General features: G+C 66.5%; 9 protein-coding genes. 5 read left to right on the top strand and 4 right to left on the bottom strand.

Annotation, left to right across the window (positions count from 1 at the left end):
* The first annotated feature begins 192 nt into the window (after positions 1 to 192).
* From DN387_RS08335 to pgm, 4 genes are all read left to right on the top strand, one after another.
* The gene (locus DN387_RS08335) at positions 193 to 1,602 is read left to right on the top strand and encodes a hypothetical protein (RefSeq protein ID WP_082405692.1); all 1,410 of its coding nucleotides are present in this window, start codon (positions 193 to 195) and stop codon (positions 1,600 to 1,602) included.
* A gap of 71 nt (positions 1,603 to 1,673) precedes the next feature.
* Entirely contained in the window at positions 1,674 to 3,326 is a 1,653-nt protein-coding gene (locus tag DN387_RS08330; protein WP_054914387.1) for a VRR-NUC domain-containing protein, read from the top strand.
* The gene (locus DN387_RS08325; protein WP_054914388.1) at positions 3,323 to 5,584 is read left to right on the top strand and encodes an ATP-dependent DNA helicase; all 2,262 of its coding nucleotides are present in this window, start codon (positions 3,323 to 3,325) and stop codon (positions 5,582 to 5,584) included. The genes DN387_RS08330 and DN387_RS08325 overlap by 4 nt, the downstream gene beginning before the upstream one ends.
* A gap of 95 nt (positions 5,585 to 5,679) precedes the next feature.
* Positions 5,680 to 7,320: a phosphoglucomutase (alpha-D-glucose-1,6-bisphosphate-dependent) gene (gene pgm, locus DN387_RS08320; protein WP_054914389.1), complete on the top strand. Its 1,641-nt coding sequence runs from the start codon at positions 5,680 to 5,682 to the stop codon at positions 7,318 to 7,320.
* An 89-nt stretch (positions 7,321 to 7,409) separates the two neighbouring features.
* Here pgm and DN387_RS08315 read toward each other — a convergent pair whose 3' ends face one another.
* Positions 7,410 to 8,108: a pirin family protein gene (locus DN387_RS08315; protein WP_043864092.1), complete on the bottom strand. Its 699-nt coding sequence runs from the start codon at positions 8,106 to 8,108 to the stop codon at positions 7,410 to 7,412.
* Between the two features lie 222 nt (positions 8,109 to 8,330).
* On the opposite strand from DN387_RS08315, the gene DN387_RS08310 reads away from it, so the two are divergent.
* Positions 8,331 to 10,820 carry a UvrD-helicase domain-containing protein gene (locus DN387_RS08310; protein ID WP_082405693.1) on the top strand — a complete coding sequence of 830 codons (2,490 nt, stop codon included), beginning with the start codon at positions 8,331 to 8,333 and terminating at the stop codon, positions 10,818 to 10,820.
* Here DN387_RS08310 and preA read toward each other — a convergent pair.
* The 3 genes from preA to hydA form a co-directional block, all read right to left on the bottom strand.
* Positions 10,802 to 12,076 carry an NAD-dependent dihydropyrimidine dehydrogenase subunit PreA gene (preA, locus tag DN387_RS08305; RefSeq protein WP_043863980.1) on the bottom strand — a complete coding sequence of 425 codons (1,275 nt, stop codon included), beginning with the start codon at positions 12,074 to 12,076 and terminating at the stop codon, positions 10,802 to 10,804. The two genes, DN387_RS08310 and preA, sit on opposite strands and share 19 nt — an antisense overlap.
* A complete protein-coding gene (locus DN387_RS08300) occupies positions 12,077 to 13,444 on the bottom strand; it encodes an NAD(P)-dependent oxidoreductase (protein WP_043863979.1) in 1,368 nt (455 codons plus the stop codon).
* Positions 13,445 to 13,570: 126 nt separating this feature from the next.
* A complete protein-coding gene (gene hydA / locus DN387_RS08295; RefSeq protein ID WP_054914390.1) occupies positions 13,571 to 15,010 on the bottom strand; it encodes a dihydropyrimidinase in 1,440 nt (479 codons plus the stop codon).
* Positions 15,011 to 15,212: the final 202 nt, after the last annotated feature.

Below are 15,212 nucleotides of genomic sequence, written 5' to 3'. Positions count from 1 at the left end.
CGATGCTGTTTCGACCTGAGCCGGAATAATCGTAGGAAGTTGTAAGAAACATCCTAAGACCATCATTCTTTTTTTAATTCACTTTGCCGTTGTTACGCAACGATGTCCTGTTACCCGCATCGGGTAACTTCCGGCTGCCGGCAGTCGTTATCGAATCAGGTATACACCATGAGTACCCTCCACGATCAAGCCATGACTCACATTTACCAGCAGGTCTTGCAGCGACTGCTCGAGTGCCTTACCCAGGGCCAGCGCGCGTCGCTGCAATTGCTTATCCAGCGCATGCTGGTGGCCGCCGGCGGGATCGAGCGCATAGGCGACTTCAAGGTGATGCTGGCCCATGGCGGCGGCAAGGACAGCTCCTTCGCCCTGGCGTTTCTGCGCGCCGCGCAGTTGAGCATTGCGGCGCGTGCGCCGGCCACCTTCGAGCTGCGCGTGGTCACCGCCCGCCATGTGGGCATGTCGACGGCGGTGATCGAGAACATCGAGCGTGGCTATTCGGCGCTGGTGCTGCATGACGACCTGCGGGTCGAGCTGCTGGTGCTGGACGACGGCGGCCTCCAGCACTTCGATGCACTCAAGCCGCTGTCGCCGCGTCAGCAGCAGGTCGAGCGCTTCGACACCCTGGTTGCCGGGCACCTGACCGCCGGCCAGGTGCGGCCGATGTTCTGCAATCGCTTCTACCTGGCGCTGGCCGAACTGTACCGCCAGGGCATGGGCTGGGAGGGCGGGGTGGACGCATTGATCAACGCCGACCCGATGCCCGAGCGCAAACGCTACCTGGCGTGGGGCCGCCGCATGATGCGCGAGGCCGGGTTGAGCAGTGCAAGGCCGGCCCACTCACACCCTGGCGCCCTGTTGCAGGGCCTTGGCCAACTGCGCCGCATTTACCTCAACGAGGTGCTGGGGCTGCCAGCCGAGCCCCTTCGGCAGGTCCCCGGCCCCCGCCGTATCCCGCGCTTCATCGACATCGCCGACCTGCTGCAGGACAGCCAGCAGGGGCAGAGCGTGCTGCTGCTCGAATTTCTCAGGTTTCGCTATGACGAGCTGGCCCTGGGTTTCAGCCAGTCGGCCTGTGCCAACCCGTTGCTGATGGCACACCTTGCCGGGCTGCGCGCGCAGTGGGTGCAGGGGCAGGACTATGCGCTGGGCATTGCCGAGCACCTGCAGCAGGTCAAGGCCCAGCTGCGGCGCAAACCGGTGCCGGCGGCGCTGCAGGCACTGGCCATGGAAACCTGGCAAGACCGCGAGCGCCACGGCCAGCGACGCCGCCTGGCAGACGACTTCGCCCTGCAGGGCTACAACCTCAACGAAGAACAGCTGGCCTGCCTGCTGTTCGCGCCCTTCGTCGACCGCGGGCGCAACCTGGAGCGCTTCGTACAGGCGCGGCACCCCGGCATGCAGGCGGCGCTGCCCTACCTGCACAAGGCACTCAAGGGCGTACCCTCGCCACAGCCCATGGTGCAATGGCTGGAGGAGATCAGCGGCTTGTCCCTGAGCACGCTGCAGATGCTCTACCAGCGCGAAAGTGAAGCGGCCGCCGGTGGACGTTCGCTGCTGGCGCGGGCCCGCGACAGCGATCCGGGCCGGTTGCGCCATTGATCCGCTGAGGTTGCCAAGCTCGCCTGTCTGTATGTATAACCAGTGGATTCCTTCTGCTGGTTACCCGCTCCGTGATCGCCCATTCCGTCGCCGACCCGTTCTATTACCTGTGCAACTTTCAGCAGGTACTGGCCTGGGTGCAACTGCGCTACGCCGACCTGCTCGATGAACACGAACACGCCTTCATTCAACAGTTCGCGACGCTGGGCCAGGCCTCCCAGGCCCTGCTGGTACGCATGGTGATGCGCAAGGGTGTGATGTTTCGCGCCAGCAAGCTGACCTACCTGGAAATCGGCGCAATCGAGCCTGCCGCCGCGCCGCTGGTGGCGCTGGGCTGGCTCGACGACCAGCCGAGCCTGGGCCTGGACCACCTGTTCCAGTTGCTGCGCAAGGACGAAATCGCCCGCTGTTTCGCCGACGTGCTGGAGCGCCCGCGGGCTGCCAAGGGCGAACTGCTCGAACAGTTGTCGGCGCTGTATGCCGAGGCCAGGCCCCTGCGTCAGTGGTGGCCCGAATTCGACGAACCGGTGTACGTGCTGCACCTGCAGGCGCTGTGCGATCGTCTGCGCCTGCTGTTTTTCGGCAACCTGCACCAGGACTGGTCGGAGTTCGTGCTCGCCGACCTTGGCCTGCTGCGCTACGAGCAGGTCGCGTTCGGCGAGGATTCCCGGGCGCTGCGCGAGCGCGCCGATATCGACCTGTGCCTGGCCCTGCACACCTGTGCCGAGCAGTTCGAGGCCGGGCAGCCGGTCGAGCAGGTGCTGGCACTGCTGGACGGCCTGCAGCCGAGCAACCCGTGGCTGGAGCGGCGCCGCGCCAGGTTGCTGTTCCAGCTTGGCCAGCATTGCGAGCGCAGCGGCGACTGGGCCCAGGCCCTGAACATCTACCCCCGCAGCAACCACCCCCAGGCACGTATCCGGCATATCCGCGTGCTGGAGCGCAGCGCCGATCATGCCGCCGCCCTGGAGCTTGCCAGCGTAGTGGGCGCCAAACCGGCCAACGCGCTGGAGGTCCAGGCGCTGGCGCGCATCGTGCCCCGCCTGCAGCGCAAGCTGGGCGGCCCGCCACAGCGTCGGCGCGCCCCGGCAGCGATCAGCCGGCTGGACCTGTGCCTGCCTGTCGATCTGTCGACGCTTGGCGTGGAGCAGGCGGTGCAGGTGCACCTGGCGGCCGAAGACGGGCCGGTGCACTACGTCGAGAACACCCTGTTCAACAGCCTGTTCGGGCTGCTGTGCTGGGAAGCCATCTTCGCGCCCGTGCCCGGCGCGTTCTTCCACCCGTTCCAGAGCGGCCCGCTGGACCTGCACGATGCCGGCTTCCAGGCGCGCCGCGCCGAGCATTTTGCCGCATGCCTGGGGCAACTGGACGATGAGCGCTACCGCCACACCATCCTGGCCAACTACCAGGCCAAGCACGGCCTGCAATCACCCTTCGTGTACTGGGAACTGCTGGATGCCACGCTGTTGCAGCAGGCCCTGGACTGCCTGCCGGCGGCGCACCTCAAGCGCTGCTTCGAGCGCCTGCTGGAGGATATCCAGGCCAACCGCGCCGGCATGCCCGACCTGATCCAGTTCTGGCCCGGGCAACGGCGCTACCGCATGATCGAAGTGAAGGGCCCGGGCGATCGCCTGCAGGACAACCAGCTGCGCTGGATCGCCTTCTGCACCGAGCACGGCCTGCCCGTCGAGGTGTGCCACGTGCAGTGGGCACAGCCGGCAGCATGAGCTACAAGGTAGCGGTGCGTGCGCTGTGCGAGTTCACCGCCAAGGTCGGTGACCTGGACCTGCGCTTCACCCCATCGCCCTCGGCCCAGGAGGGCATCACCGGCCACCGCACGGTGGTCACGCGCCGGGGCCGGGGCTATGAGTCGGAGGTGGCGCTGGAGGGGCAGTTCGAGCAGTTGCAGGTACGCGGGCGTGCCGACGGCTACAACCCGGCGCTCAACCGCCTGGAAGAGATCAAGACCTACCGCGGCGACCTGGCCAGCCAGCCCGACAACCACCGCCAACTGCACTGGGCACAGGCCAGGGTGTATGGCTGGCTGCTGTGCCAGCAGCGAGAACTGGCCGAGGTGAACCTGGCGCTGGTGTACCTGGACGTGGACAGCGACCGAGAAACCCTGGTGGAGGCCCGCCATACCGCCGCCGAACTCGAGCAGTTCTTCATCGCCCAGTGCACGCTGTTCCTGCGCTGGGCCCAGCAGCAGATGCAACGCCAGGCCTTGCGCAACAGCGGCCTGCAGGCGCTCGCGTTCCCCCACGCCAGCTTTCGTATCGGGCAGCGCGAGCTGGCCGAAACCGTGTACAAGGCGGTAAGCACCGGCCGCTGCCTGATGGCCCAGGCCACCACCGGCATCGGCAAGACGCTGGGCACACTGTTCCCGTTGCTCAAGGCGATGGTGCCGCAGCAACTGGACAAGGTGCTGTTCCTGACCGCCAAGACGCCGGGGCGGGCGCTGGCGCTGGAGGCCGTGCAGCGGGTCATGCACAGCAGCCCCGAGCTGGCCTTGCGTAGCCTGGAACTGGTGGCACGGGAAAAGGCCTGCGAGTTTCCCGGCACCGCCTGCCACGGCGAAGCCTGCCCGTTGGCCAAGGGTTTCTACGACCGCTTGCCCGCCGCCCGCCAGGCCGCCGCGCAGCAGCCGGTGCTGGACCAGGCCCGCCTGCGCGAGGTAGCCCTGGCGCACCAGGTGTGCCCGTACTACCTGGGGCAGGAGATGGCGCGCTGGGTGGATGTGCTGGTGGGCGACTACAACTACTACTTCGACCAGAGCGCCTTGCTGTTCGGCCTGGCCCAGCTCGACCAGTGGCGGGTGGCGGTGCTGGTGGACGAGGCGCACAACCTGGTGGAGCGTGCACGCCAGATGTACAGCGTGAGCCTCGATCAATGGCAATTGAAGGCCCTGCGGCGTGATCCCCCGGCAGGCATGGCCAATGCCTTGCAGCGCCTTGACCGGGCCTGGAACGCCGTGCACAAGGACCAGGACGTTCCCTACCGCGCCACCGGCCAGTTGCCCGAGGCCTTTCTCAAGGCGTTGCAGCGTTTTGTCAGCCATGTGCAGGACAGCATGAACCAGCAGCCTGCCGGCGTCGAAGGGCCGCTGTTGCAGCTCTTCTTTCAGGCTTCGCAGTTCCTGCGCCTGTGTGAGGTGTTCGACGAGCATTTCGTGTTCGACATCAGCAAGCGCGACGGCCCGGGCCGGCGCAGCCTGTCCACCCTGTGCCTGCGCAACGTGGTGCCGGCGCCGCTGATCGGCCCGCGCATGGCCGCTGCGCGCAGCGTCACGCTGTTTTCCGCCACCCTCAGCCCACGCCATTACTACGCCGACCTGCTCGGCCTGCCGGCCGACACCGCGTGGCTGGATGTGGCCTCGCCGTTTGCCGCCGAGCAGTTGCAGGTGCGCGTGATCAGCAGCGTGTCGACGCGTTTCCAGCACCGGCAGGCGTCACTGGCGCCGATCGTGGAACTGATCGCCGAGCAGTACCGCCTCCAGCCGGGCAACTACCTGGCGTTCTTCAGCAGCTTCGACTACCAGCAGCAGGTGGCGCGGCTGCTGGCCGAGCGCTACCCGCACATCGTGCAATGGTCGCAGTCGCCCGGCATGGACGAGGCGCAGCGCAAGGGCTTTCTCGAACGCTTTGTCGAAGACGGGCAGGGCGTGGGCTTCGCCGTGCTGGGCGGGGCGTTCGGCGAAGGGGTCGACCTGCCGGGCACCCGGCTGATCGGCGCCTTCGTTGCCACCCTGGGGCTGCCCCAGGTCAACCCGGTGAACGAACAGCTCAAGCTGCGCATGGGCGCTCTGTTCGACGCGGGCTTCGACTACACCTACCTGTACCCCGGCGTGCAGAAGGTGATCCAGGCGGCCGGGCGAGTGATACGTGGCACTGAAGATCGCGGTGTGGTCATGCTGATCGACGACCGTTTTGCCGAGCCCCGGGTGCAGCGGATGTTTCCCGGCTGGTGGGCACCGCAGTACAAATAGTCGCGGCGGGCGGGATCGCCGCCGTCGCGTTGTGGTCGAAGTGCCAGTAAACTGCGTATTTTCATCACCCTGTACATCTTTACTTGAGGTTTTGCATGAAGCTCAGTCCCTTGGCGGGTAAACCGGCGCCAGCCTCCGTGCTGGTCGATATCCCCCAGCTGCTGACCGCGTACTACACCGGCCAGCCCGATGCAGGCGTCGCCACCCAGCGCGTTGCCTTTGGCACGTCGGGGCACCGCGGCAGCTCCGTGGACCTGGGCTTCAACGAAGCGCACGTGCTCGCCATCAGCCAGGCCATCTGCCTGTACCGCAAGGCGCAGGGCATCGACGGGCCGCTGTTCATCGGCATCGACACCCATGCGCTGTCGACCCCGGCGGCAGCTACCGCACTGGAGGTGCTGGCAGCCAACGGCGTCGAGGTGATGCTGGCCAAGGATGACGAGTACACCCCGACCCCGGCCATCTCCCACGCCATCATCTGCTACAACCGTGGCCGCAGCCGTGGCCTGGCCGACGGCATCGTGATCACCCCGTCGCACAACCCGCCGCAAAGTGGCGGCTTCAAGTACAACCCGCCCAATGGCGGCCCGGCCGACAGCGACGTGACCAAGTGGATCGAGGCCAGGGCCAACGAACTGCTGGCCGACGGCCTCAAGGGCGTGCAGCGCATGGGCCATGCACAGGCCCTCAAGGCCAGCACCACGCACCGTCACGACTACCTGGGCAGTTACGTCAGCGACCTGGTCAATGTGATTGATTTCGATGTGATTCGTGGTGCGGGCCTGCGCCTGGGTGTCGACCCGCTGGGCGGCGCCGGGGTGCGTTACTGGTCGGCGATTGCCGAGCACTACAAGCTCGACCTGGACGTGGTCAACACCGAGGTCGACCCCACGTTCCGCTTCATGTGCGTGGACTGGGACGGCCAGATCCGCATGGACCCGTCCTCGCCTTACGCCATGCAGGGCCTGATCGGCCTGCGCGATCGGTTCGACGTGGCGTTCGGCTGCGACCCCGACCATGACCGCCACGGCATCGTCACCCCGTCAGGTGGCCTGCTGGCGCCGAACAACTACCTGGCGGTGTCCATCGACTACCTGTTCCAGAACCGCCCGCAATGGCGCGCCGATGCGGCCGTGGGCAAGACCGTGGTCAGCAGCGGCATGATCGACCGCGTGGCGGCACGCCTGGGGCGTCGCCTGTACGAAGTGCCGGTGGGCTTCAAGTATTTCGCCGATGGCCTGTTCGACGGTTCGCTGGGCTTTGGTGGGGAGGAGAGCGCCGGCGCCTCGTTCCTGCGCAAGGACGGCACGGTGTGGAGCACCGACAAGGACGGCCTGATCCCGTCGCTGCTGGCGGCAGAGATGACCGCCCGTACCGGGCGCGACCCAAGCCAGGCATACGAGGCGCTGGCCGAGGCGCTGGGCAGGCCGTTCTCCACCCGGGTGGATGCCAAGGCCACGCCGCAGCAGAAGGCCCAGTTGGGCAAGCTGTCGCCGCAGCAGGTCAAGTCGACCACGCTGGCAGGCGAGCCGATCGAGCAGATCCTCAGCCATGCGCCGGGCAACGACCAGGCGATTGGCGGGTTGAAGGTGATGACGGCCAACGGCTGGTTCGCGGCGCGGCCGTCGGGCACCGAAGACATCTACAAGATCTATGCGGAGAGCTTCGTCGACGACGCGCACCTGCAGCGCCTGGTGGGTGAGGCGCAGGAGCTGGTGGACGCTGCCATCGCCTAAAAGCTTCGCGGGTCAAGCCCGCTCCCACAAGGTTTTGCGGCGTTCGCAAACCCTGTGGGAGCGGGCTTGACCCGCGATGACGTCGGTACCTACGCCACATCCACCAGCACAATCTCGCTGTCTTGCAGCGCCACCACCCTGAGCACCTGCTCATCCTCCACCGCCACCCCGTCGCGGGCCTCGGCGCGCAGGCCATTGACCTCGATCACGCCCTTGGCCGGCACCAGGTAGGCCCGGCGACCCGCATCGATGCGGTACTCGGCGCTTTCCCCGGCCTTCAGCGTCGCCGCCACCAGCCGCGCATCGGCGCGGATCCCCAGGCTGCCTTCATCCCCCTCGCGCCCGCTGGCCAGGGTCACGAACCCTTCGCCGCGCTCGCCCTTGGGAAACGGCCGCACGCCCCACGACGGTGCCTGGCCCACACGCTGGGGCACAATCCAGATCTGGAAGATCCGCGTGTCCACGGCCTCCACGTTGTACTCGCTGTGGGTGATGCCGGTACCGGCGCTCATCACCTGCACGTCACCGGCTTCGGTACGGCCCTTGTTGCCCAGGCTGTCCTGGTGGGTGATCGCGCCTTCACGCACATAGGTGATGATCTCCATGTCGCGGTGCGGGTGCGGCGGGAACCCGCTGCCGGCGGCGATCAGGTCGTCGTTCCATACCCGCAGCGTGCCCCAGTTCATGCGGCGCGGATCGTGGTATTCGGCAAAGGAGAAGTGATGGTGGGCATCCAGCCAGCCATGGTTGGCGTGGCCAAGGGTGTCGAAGGGGCGCAGTTGCAGCATGCTCGTGTCCTCGGTAATCAGGTGGATGGCGCTGATGATCCTCTCGATAAACATCGAAAAAAAGCGTAAATATCGGCTAAATATGATCGTTATATTCGATATATAACCTGCGGTAGTTTCGCCGCTTCGTCGCCTAATCCACTGATGTGAAAGCATTCGGCTGGTGATTTGGTCGTGATAAGGCGAACATGGCCGCTGATTGAATTGATTGCCGGAGTCGGTGTGTCACACGAGCGTCCCAAGCTACCCACGGATCTAACCCCACCCGCGCAACTGCCCTGGGTCAGACGTCTGGCCGCACGCCTGCTGGGCCGTGGCCTGAGCCGGTTGCAGGCACAGCACCGAGATTCGTGGTTCCAGGGCCATGCCAACGGCCAGCGCACCGGGCATGCCGACGGGCTGCGTGAAGGCTATGAAGAAGGGCGCGTGGACGGTTTCGAGGCCGGGCGCCAGGTGCTGGTGATCCGCGATACGCGCCCGGATGCCCACGGCGTGCCGGGGCTGGACGATGCCCTGTTCGACGACTGGCGCCTGCCGCTGACCCCCGAGCTGAAGAAGCGCTTCAAGGCCGACGTCGCCGCGCGCCTGCCGGCCCACGCCCAACCCAGCGCAGCGCAGTGGAAGATGATCTTCAGCGACACGCCGTCCACCTGCGTGATCGCCGGCGCCGGCGCTGGCAAGTCCACCTCGCTGGTGCTGCGTATCCTGTTGCTGCGCCATTACCTGGGCTTCGAGCTGGAGGCCATGACCGTGGTCACCTTCACCCGCGAGTCGCGCAAGGACTTCATTGCCCGCCTGGTGCAGGTGTTCGGCCTGTGGCAACTGGCCCTGAGCCCGGTGCAGGCGCGTGAGCTGGTGCGCACCTTCCATTCGCGCATCCTGCCGCTGGTGCGCAGCCTGCCGGGCTTCAGCCAGGTGCGGGCATTCGAGACCCTGGGCAGCGAGCAGCCCGGGGGCAGCGAGGCGGGCGTGGACAGCAACCCGTTCGACCTGCGCATCAACGATGCCCAGCGCCAGCAACTCAACCTGTGCTACCGCGACCTGCTGCACACCAGCCCGCGGTTCGCCGAGCTGATTGCCGGGCTGCGCCGCGAAGCCCTGCAGCTCAAGGCCCTGGACCGCGACCACCCCGACGTGCAGAAGCGCGTGGCGGTGACCCAGCTGTCGTCCGGGCGCGACGAAGAGCTGTGCGACGTGATCGAAGACCTGTGGTTCCAGGCAGGTGCCTGGCCGATCAAGGGTATCGAGCCCAGCCGCGAAACCGTCGAAATCAACGGCAGCCGCTTTCATTTCCACGGCCATATCGCCGAGCTTGACGCCTGGGTGGTGCTGGGTTTCGACCCCAAGGAGAATCAGCAGTACAAGCGCCCCGGCGCCAAGCTGCCGGTGTGGGCCGAATGGGTGATCAAGCGCACGCTGTTCCAGGCGTTCTGCGACAAGCCGGTGATCTGGCTGGAAAACTACGCGGCGGCCAAACGCCTCACCGCCTCGCTGGCCGGTGATGCAGTGGCCGGGCCGGGCTTTGACTACAAGGTAAAAGGCGAGCTGGGCGCGGCGCCCTTGCTGGATGCGTTCGTCGGCGCTGCCGGGTTCATCGAGAACCTGGGGTTGGATGTGAGCGTGGCGGTGGGCGGCATGAGCTTCCCGCAGGGCGACACCGACGCGCTGTTCTTCGAGGCCCTGAGCCTGTACTGGAAGGCGCTGGAGGTGCACCTGCTGGCACAGTCGCCGCCGATCATGAGCTACAACCGCATGTTCGCGCTGTTCGGCGAGAACAACCCGGAAAACCTGCGCCTGCTGCCCGACCCGATGCTGCGCCCGTTGTCGCACCTGATGATCGACGAGTTCCAGGACGTGTCGCCGCAGATCGTCTCGTGGCTGCGCGCCTGCCTGCGCGAGATCCGCCGGCGCGGCCCGGCCATGCACGTGGGGCAGGTGGCGCAGCATTCCTCGCTGCTGTGCGTTGGGGACGACTGGCAGTCGATCTATGGCTGGCGCGGCAGCTCGCCTAAGTACTTCATGGAGTTCGCCAAGCAGTTCGTCGCCCCCAGCACCACCCGCGTGATGCTGGCCGACAACTACCGCAGCCACCAGCACATCATCGATGCAGCCGAGCATATCGTTAAGTCGGCCCCGGCAATTGCCGGCAAGAAGGCCCGTGCCTGCGGCCCGGCGGCCGAGCAGCCGGTGCCGGTGATGGTGATGGAGCGCGACGAAGCCACACTGGCCCGGCAGTTGATGGACCACTACCGCGATGGCGAGTCGGTGATGCTGCTGTACCGCAAGAGCGTCGACAAGTCGGTGATTGCCGAGCACCTGCAGCCCTTGCTCAACCACGAGGCCAGCCTGCCGGCGGCGCAGCGGCGGTTCCGCCAGCTCACCTACCACAGCGCCAAGGGCCTGCAGGCCGATGCGGTGTTCATGCTCGGTGACTGCCAGCACCTGACGCGCTCGCCGTACAAGAACCAGGTGTACCGCCAGGCCGGGCTGGGCCGGGCGGGCGACCCCGAAGGCTACGACAACGCCCAGAAGGACGAGATCCTGCGCCTGGCCTACGTGGCCATCACCCGCGCGATCAAGCACTGCTACTGGCATGTGGAGACGCCGACCGGGGAGGCGGCGAACCTGCCCCGGGCGTCTGTTCAGGTGGACGGGAACAAGGCCTGCTTCGATGACCTGCGCGGGGCGCAGCCTCAGGACGCCTCGCGGTAGGGGTTGCGTGGGTCGTGCAGCCAGTCCAGGAACGGCTTGCCGGTGTCCTGGGGCACCATCTCGATGCAGCCCTCCACCGGGCAGGTGATCTGGCACAGGTTGCACCCCACGCACTCGGCGTCGATCACCTCGTAGCGGTGCCCGCCCTCGGCCTTGACCAGGCTGGCGATGGCCTGGTGCGAGGTGTCTTCGCAGGCAATGTGGCAGCGCCCGCAGCCGATGCAGGCCTGCTGGTCGATCCTGGCGATCACCTGGTAGTTGATGTCCAGGTACTTCCAGTCGGTGGTGTGGCCCACCGCGCGCCCGCGAAAGTCCTGCAGGCTGTGGTAGCCCTGACTGTCCATCCAGCGCGAGAGGCCGTCCTTCATTTCATCGACGATGCGAAAGCCATGCAGCATCGCCGCGGTGCACACCTGCACCGAGCCGCAACCCAATGCGATGAACTCGGCGGCATCCCGCCAGCTGCCGATGCCGCCGATGCCACTGATGGGCAGCCCGTGGGTGGCCGGGTCGCGGGCAATCTCGGCCACCATGTTCAGCGCGATCGGCTTCACTGCCGAACCGCAGTAGCCACCGTGGGTACTGGCCTCGCCGACGATCGGCAGGGCGATCATGCGCTCAAGGTCGACGCTGGTGATCGAGTTGATGGTGTTGATCAGCGACACCGCGTCGGCGCCGCCCCGGTGCGCGGCGCGGGCCGACTGGCGGATGTCGGTGATGTTGGGGGTGAGCTTGACGATCACCGGCAGCGAGCAGTAGGTCTTGCACCAGCGTGTCACCTGCTCGACGTACTCCGGCACCTGGCCCACCGCCGCGCCCATGCCGCGCTCGGGCATGCCGTGGGGGCAGCCGAAGTTCAGCTCGATGCCGTCCGCCCCGGTGGCCTCCACCAGCGGCAGGATGGTTTTCCACGCGTCCTCCACGCACGGCACCATCAGCGACACGATCAGCGCGCGGTCGGGCCAGGCCTTTTTCACCTGGGTGATCTCGCGAAGGTTGATCTCCAGCGAGCGGTCGGTAATCAGCTCGATGTTGTTGATGCCCAGCACCTCGCGGTTGGGCCCGAAGTGCGCCGAGTAGCGTGACGACACGTTGACGGCGGCGGGGTCTTCGCCCAGGGTTTTCCAGACCACGCCACCCCAGCCGGCCTCGAACGCACGTATCACGTTGTAGGCCTTGTCGGTGGGCGGTGCGGAGGCCAGCCAGAACGGGTTGGGCGCCTTGATGCCAGCGAATTCGATCGACAGGTCTGCCATTTATGCGGCCTCCACGTTGAGGGTCAGTTGGGCATGGATGGCCTCGGCGGCCCGCTTGCCGTGCTGCACGGCCTGTACGGTGAGGTCCTGGCCCAGGTGCGTGCAGTCGCCGCCGGCGTACACGCCCGGCAGGCTGGTGCGCAGGTTGTCGTCCACGCGGATACGCTCGCCATCACGCTCCAGTTGCAGGGCCTGCGGGTCGCTCAGGGCCTGGCCGTCGAAGGCCTGGCCGATGGCCTTGAAGATCGCATCCGCCGCCAGTTCGAAGGTTTGCCCAGTGGTTTGCAGACGCCCGTCCACCAGGTGCGTGCGGGCAAAGCGCATGCCGCGCACCCGGCCCTGGTCGTCGAGCAGCACCTGCTCGGGCTGGGCCCAGGTCAGCAGCCGCACCTGGTTGGCCTTGGCGATGTCCTGTTCATGCTGGGTGGCGCCCATGTCCTGCAGGCCACGGCGGTACACCAGGTTGACGTCATGGGCGCCCAGGCGGGCCATCTGTACCGCCATGTCGATGGCGGTGTTGCCGGCGCCGAGCACGATGCAGCGTTCGGCCAGGGGCAGGGTGCTCAGGTCGTCGGCCTGGCGCAGTTCGCGGATGTACTCGGTGGCGCTGAGCAGGCCCGGGGCGCCTTCGTCGGGCAGGCCCAACTGGCGGCTGGCGGCCAGGCCCAGGCCGAGGAACACCGCGTCGAACTGCTGTTGCAGCTCGCCCAGGCTGAGGTTGTCGCCCAGCACCTGGCCGTGGCGGATCTCGATACCGCCCACCTGCAGCACGAAGTCCAGCTCGCGCTGGGCGAAGTCGTCCACCAGCTTGTACTTGGCGATGCCGTATTCGTTGAGGCCGCCGGCCTTTTCCCGTGCTTCGAAAATCACCACCTCATGCCCGTGCCAGGCCAGCCGGTGGGCGCAGGCCAGGCCTGCGGGGCCGGCGCCGACCACGGCGATGCGCTTGCCGGTGCTGGGCGCACGCTGGAACGGGTGCTCGGCGAACTCGGCATGATCGACCGCGTAGCGTTGCAGCAGGCCGATCAGCACCGGGGCGCATTCCTGGGCGTTGTTGCGCACGCAGGCCTGCTGGCAGAGGATCTCGGTGGGGCACACCCGGGCGCAGCTGCCACCGAGGATGTTGGCCGAGAGAATCTTGATGGCCGCGCCCTGCACGTTGTCCTGCTGGATGTTGCGGATGAAGGAGGGGATGTCGATGTCGCTGGGGCAGGCGTCGACGCAGGGGGCGTCGTAGCAGTACAGGCAGCGCGCGCTTTCCACGGCGGCCTGGCGCGGGGTGAGGGGTGGAGCCAGGTCGCTGAAATGCGTGGCGAGGGTGGCGTTGTCGTCTTGCGGGTGCGGGAGATGGTTCAAGGCGTTGATCACGGTAGTGGCCTCTTTGTTTTTTTATAGAAACCGGGGCGCTGGCGCGCCCATCGCGGGTCAAGCCCGCTCCCACCGGGATCGCACGATACCTGTGGGAGCGGGCTTGACCCGCGATGCTTTAAAGGCTCAGCGCTTGACCGCGCCGGGCCTGCACTGCTGCGCACGCTTGCTCAGCAGGTCGAACACCGCCGGGTATGCCGGCCGTTCGACATAGCGCCCGGCGCCGCGCTCGGCGCGCAGGTCGCCGTCGGCCCACACCAGCTTGCCCTGGCTGATGGTATGGCTGGGCACCCCGCGCACCGTCTTGCCTTCGAAGATGTTGAAGTCGACATTCTGGTGGTGGGTCTTGGCCGAGATGGTGCGCGTGCCGTGCGGGTCCCACAGCACCAGGTCGGCATCGGCGCCGACCCGCAGCGCACCCTTGCGTGGGTACAGGTTGAAGATCTTGGCGGTGTTGGTGGAGGTGAGGGCGACGAAGTCCTGCATCGACAGCCGGCCGGTGTTCACGCCTTCGTCCCACAGCACCGCCATGCGGTCCTCGATGCCCGCCGTGCCGTTGGGGATACGGCTGAAATCGTCACGCCCCGCGGCCTTCTGCTCGGCGCAGAAGCAGCAATGGTCGGTGGCGGTGGTATGCAGGTTGCCCGATTGCAGCCCGTGCCACAGGGCCTCCTGGTGCCCGCGCGGGCGAAACGGCGGGCTCATCACATAGCCGGCCGCCGTCTGCCAGTCGGGGTGCTGGTACACGCTGTCGTCCAGCAACAGGTGCCCGGCCAGCACTTCGCCGTACACCGGCTGGCCCTTGGCGCGGGCATAGGTGATCTCGTCCAGCGCCTCGCGGGTGGACACGTGCACCAGGTACAGCGGGGTGCCGAGGGTTTCGGCAATGCGGATGGCACGGCTGGCCGCTTCGCCTTCCACCTGCGAAGGGCGCGACAGTGGGTGCGCTTCGGGGCCGGTGATGCCCTGGGCCAGCAGCTTGCGCTGCAGGTGGTACACCAGCTCGCCGTTCTCGGCATGCACCGTGGGCACCGCGCCCAGCTCCAGGCAGCGCTCGAAGCTGCCGACCAGGGTGTCGTCGGCGGCCATGATCGCGTTCTTGTAGGCCATGAAGTGCTTGAAGCTGTTCACCCCGTGGTGGTTGACCAGCTCGGCCATTTCCTCGCGCACCTGCTCGCTCCACCAGGTGATGGCCACGTGAAAGCCGTAGTCGGCCGCCGATTTCTCGGCCCAGCCGCGCCACTGGTGAAAGGCTTCGAGCAGCGATTGCTGCGGGTTGGGGATCACGAAGTCGATGATCGAGGTGGTGCCGCCGGCCAGTCCGGCGGCGGTGCCGGTGTAGAAGTCCTCACTGGCCACCGTGCCCATGAAGGGCAGCTGCATGTGGGTGTGGGGGTCGATGCCGCCGGGCATCAGGTACTGCCCGCTGCCATCGAGCACGGTACAGCCGGCGGGGACGTCGAGGTTGTGGCCGATGGCCTGGATCAGGCCGTCTGCGCAGTACACGTCGGCCGGGTAACTCTCGTCATGGGTAATCAGGGTGGCGCCACGAATCAAAAGCGTCATCACGAAGCTCCTCGCAGGCTTGACCGGTTGCTACCGGCTCTAGATTTTTGTCGTGATCGGCGCCGGAGTAATCCTGTCATCGCCGTCAAGAATTGAATCTAGTTGGCGATCCGGGATTGGGCAAGATTATTTTTTATATGCTTATTCTGTTTTCAACTTATTGAAAAATAAGAATAAAACTTCTTTTTACGGGTTAGGAAAG

Source organism: Pseudomonas sp. FBF18, assembly GCF_024261405.1.
Taxonomy (GTDB): Bacteria; Pseudomonadota; Gammaproteobacteria; order Pseudomonadales; family Pseudomonadaceae; genus Aquipseudomonas; species Aquipseudomonas palmensis.
This window is presented reverse-complemented; position numbering and strand designations above follow the sequence as displayed.

Bases quoted from the DNA above. Each gene is read 5' to 3' on its own strand.
- pgm (WP_054914389.1), top strand. From the start codon at position 5,680: ATGAAGCTCAGTCCCTTGGCGGGTAAACCGGCGCCAGCCTCCGTGCTG.
- DN387_RS08335 (WP_082405692.1), top strand. From the start codon at position 193: ATGACTCACATTTACCAGCAGGTCTTGCAGCGACTGCTCGAGTGCCTT.
- DN387_RS08325 (WP_054914388.1), top strand. From the start codon at position 3,323: ATGAGCTACAAGGTAGCGGTGCGTGCGCTGTGCGAGTTCACCGCCAAG.
- hydA (WP_054914390.1), bottom strand. From the start codon at position 15,010: ATGACGCTTTTGATTCGTGGCGCCACCCTGATTACCCATGACGAGAGT.
- DN387_RS08315 (WP_043864092.1), bottom strand. From the start codon at position 8,108: ATGCTGCAACTGCGCCCCTTCGACACCCTTGGCCACGCCAACCATGGC.
- preA (WP_043863980.1), bottom strand. From the start codon at position 12,076: ATGGCAGACCTGTCGATCGAATTCGCTGGCATCAAGGCGCCCAACCCG.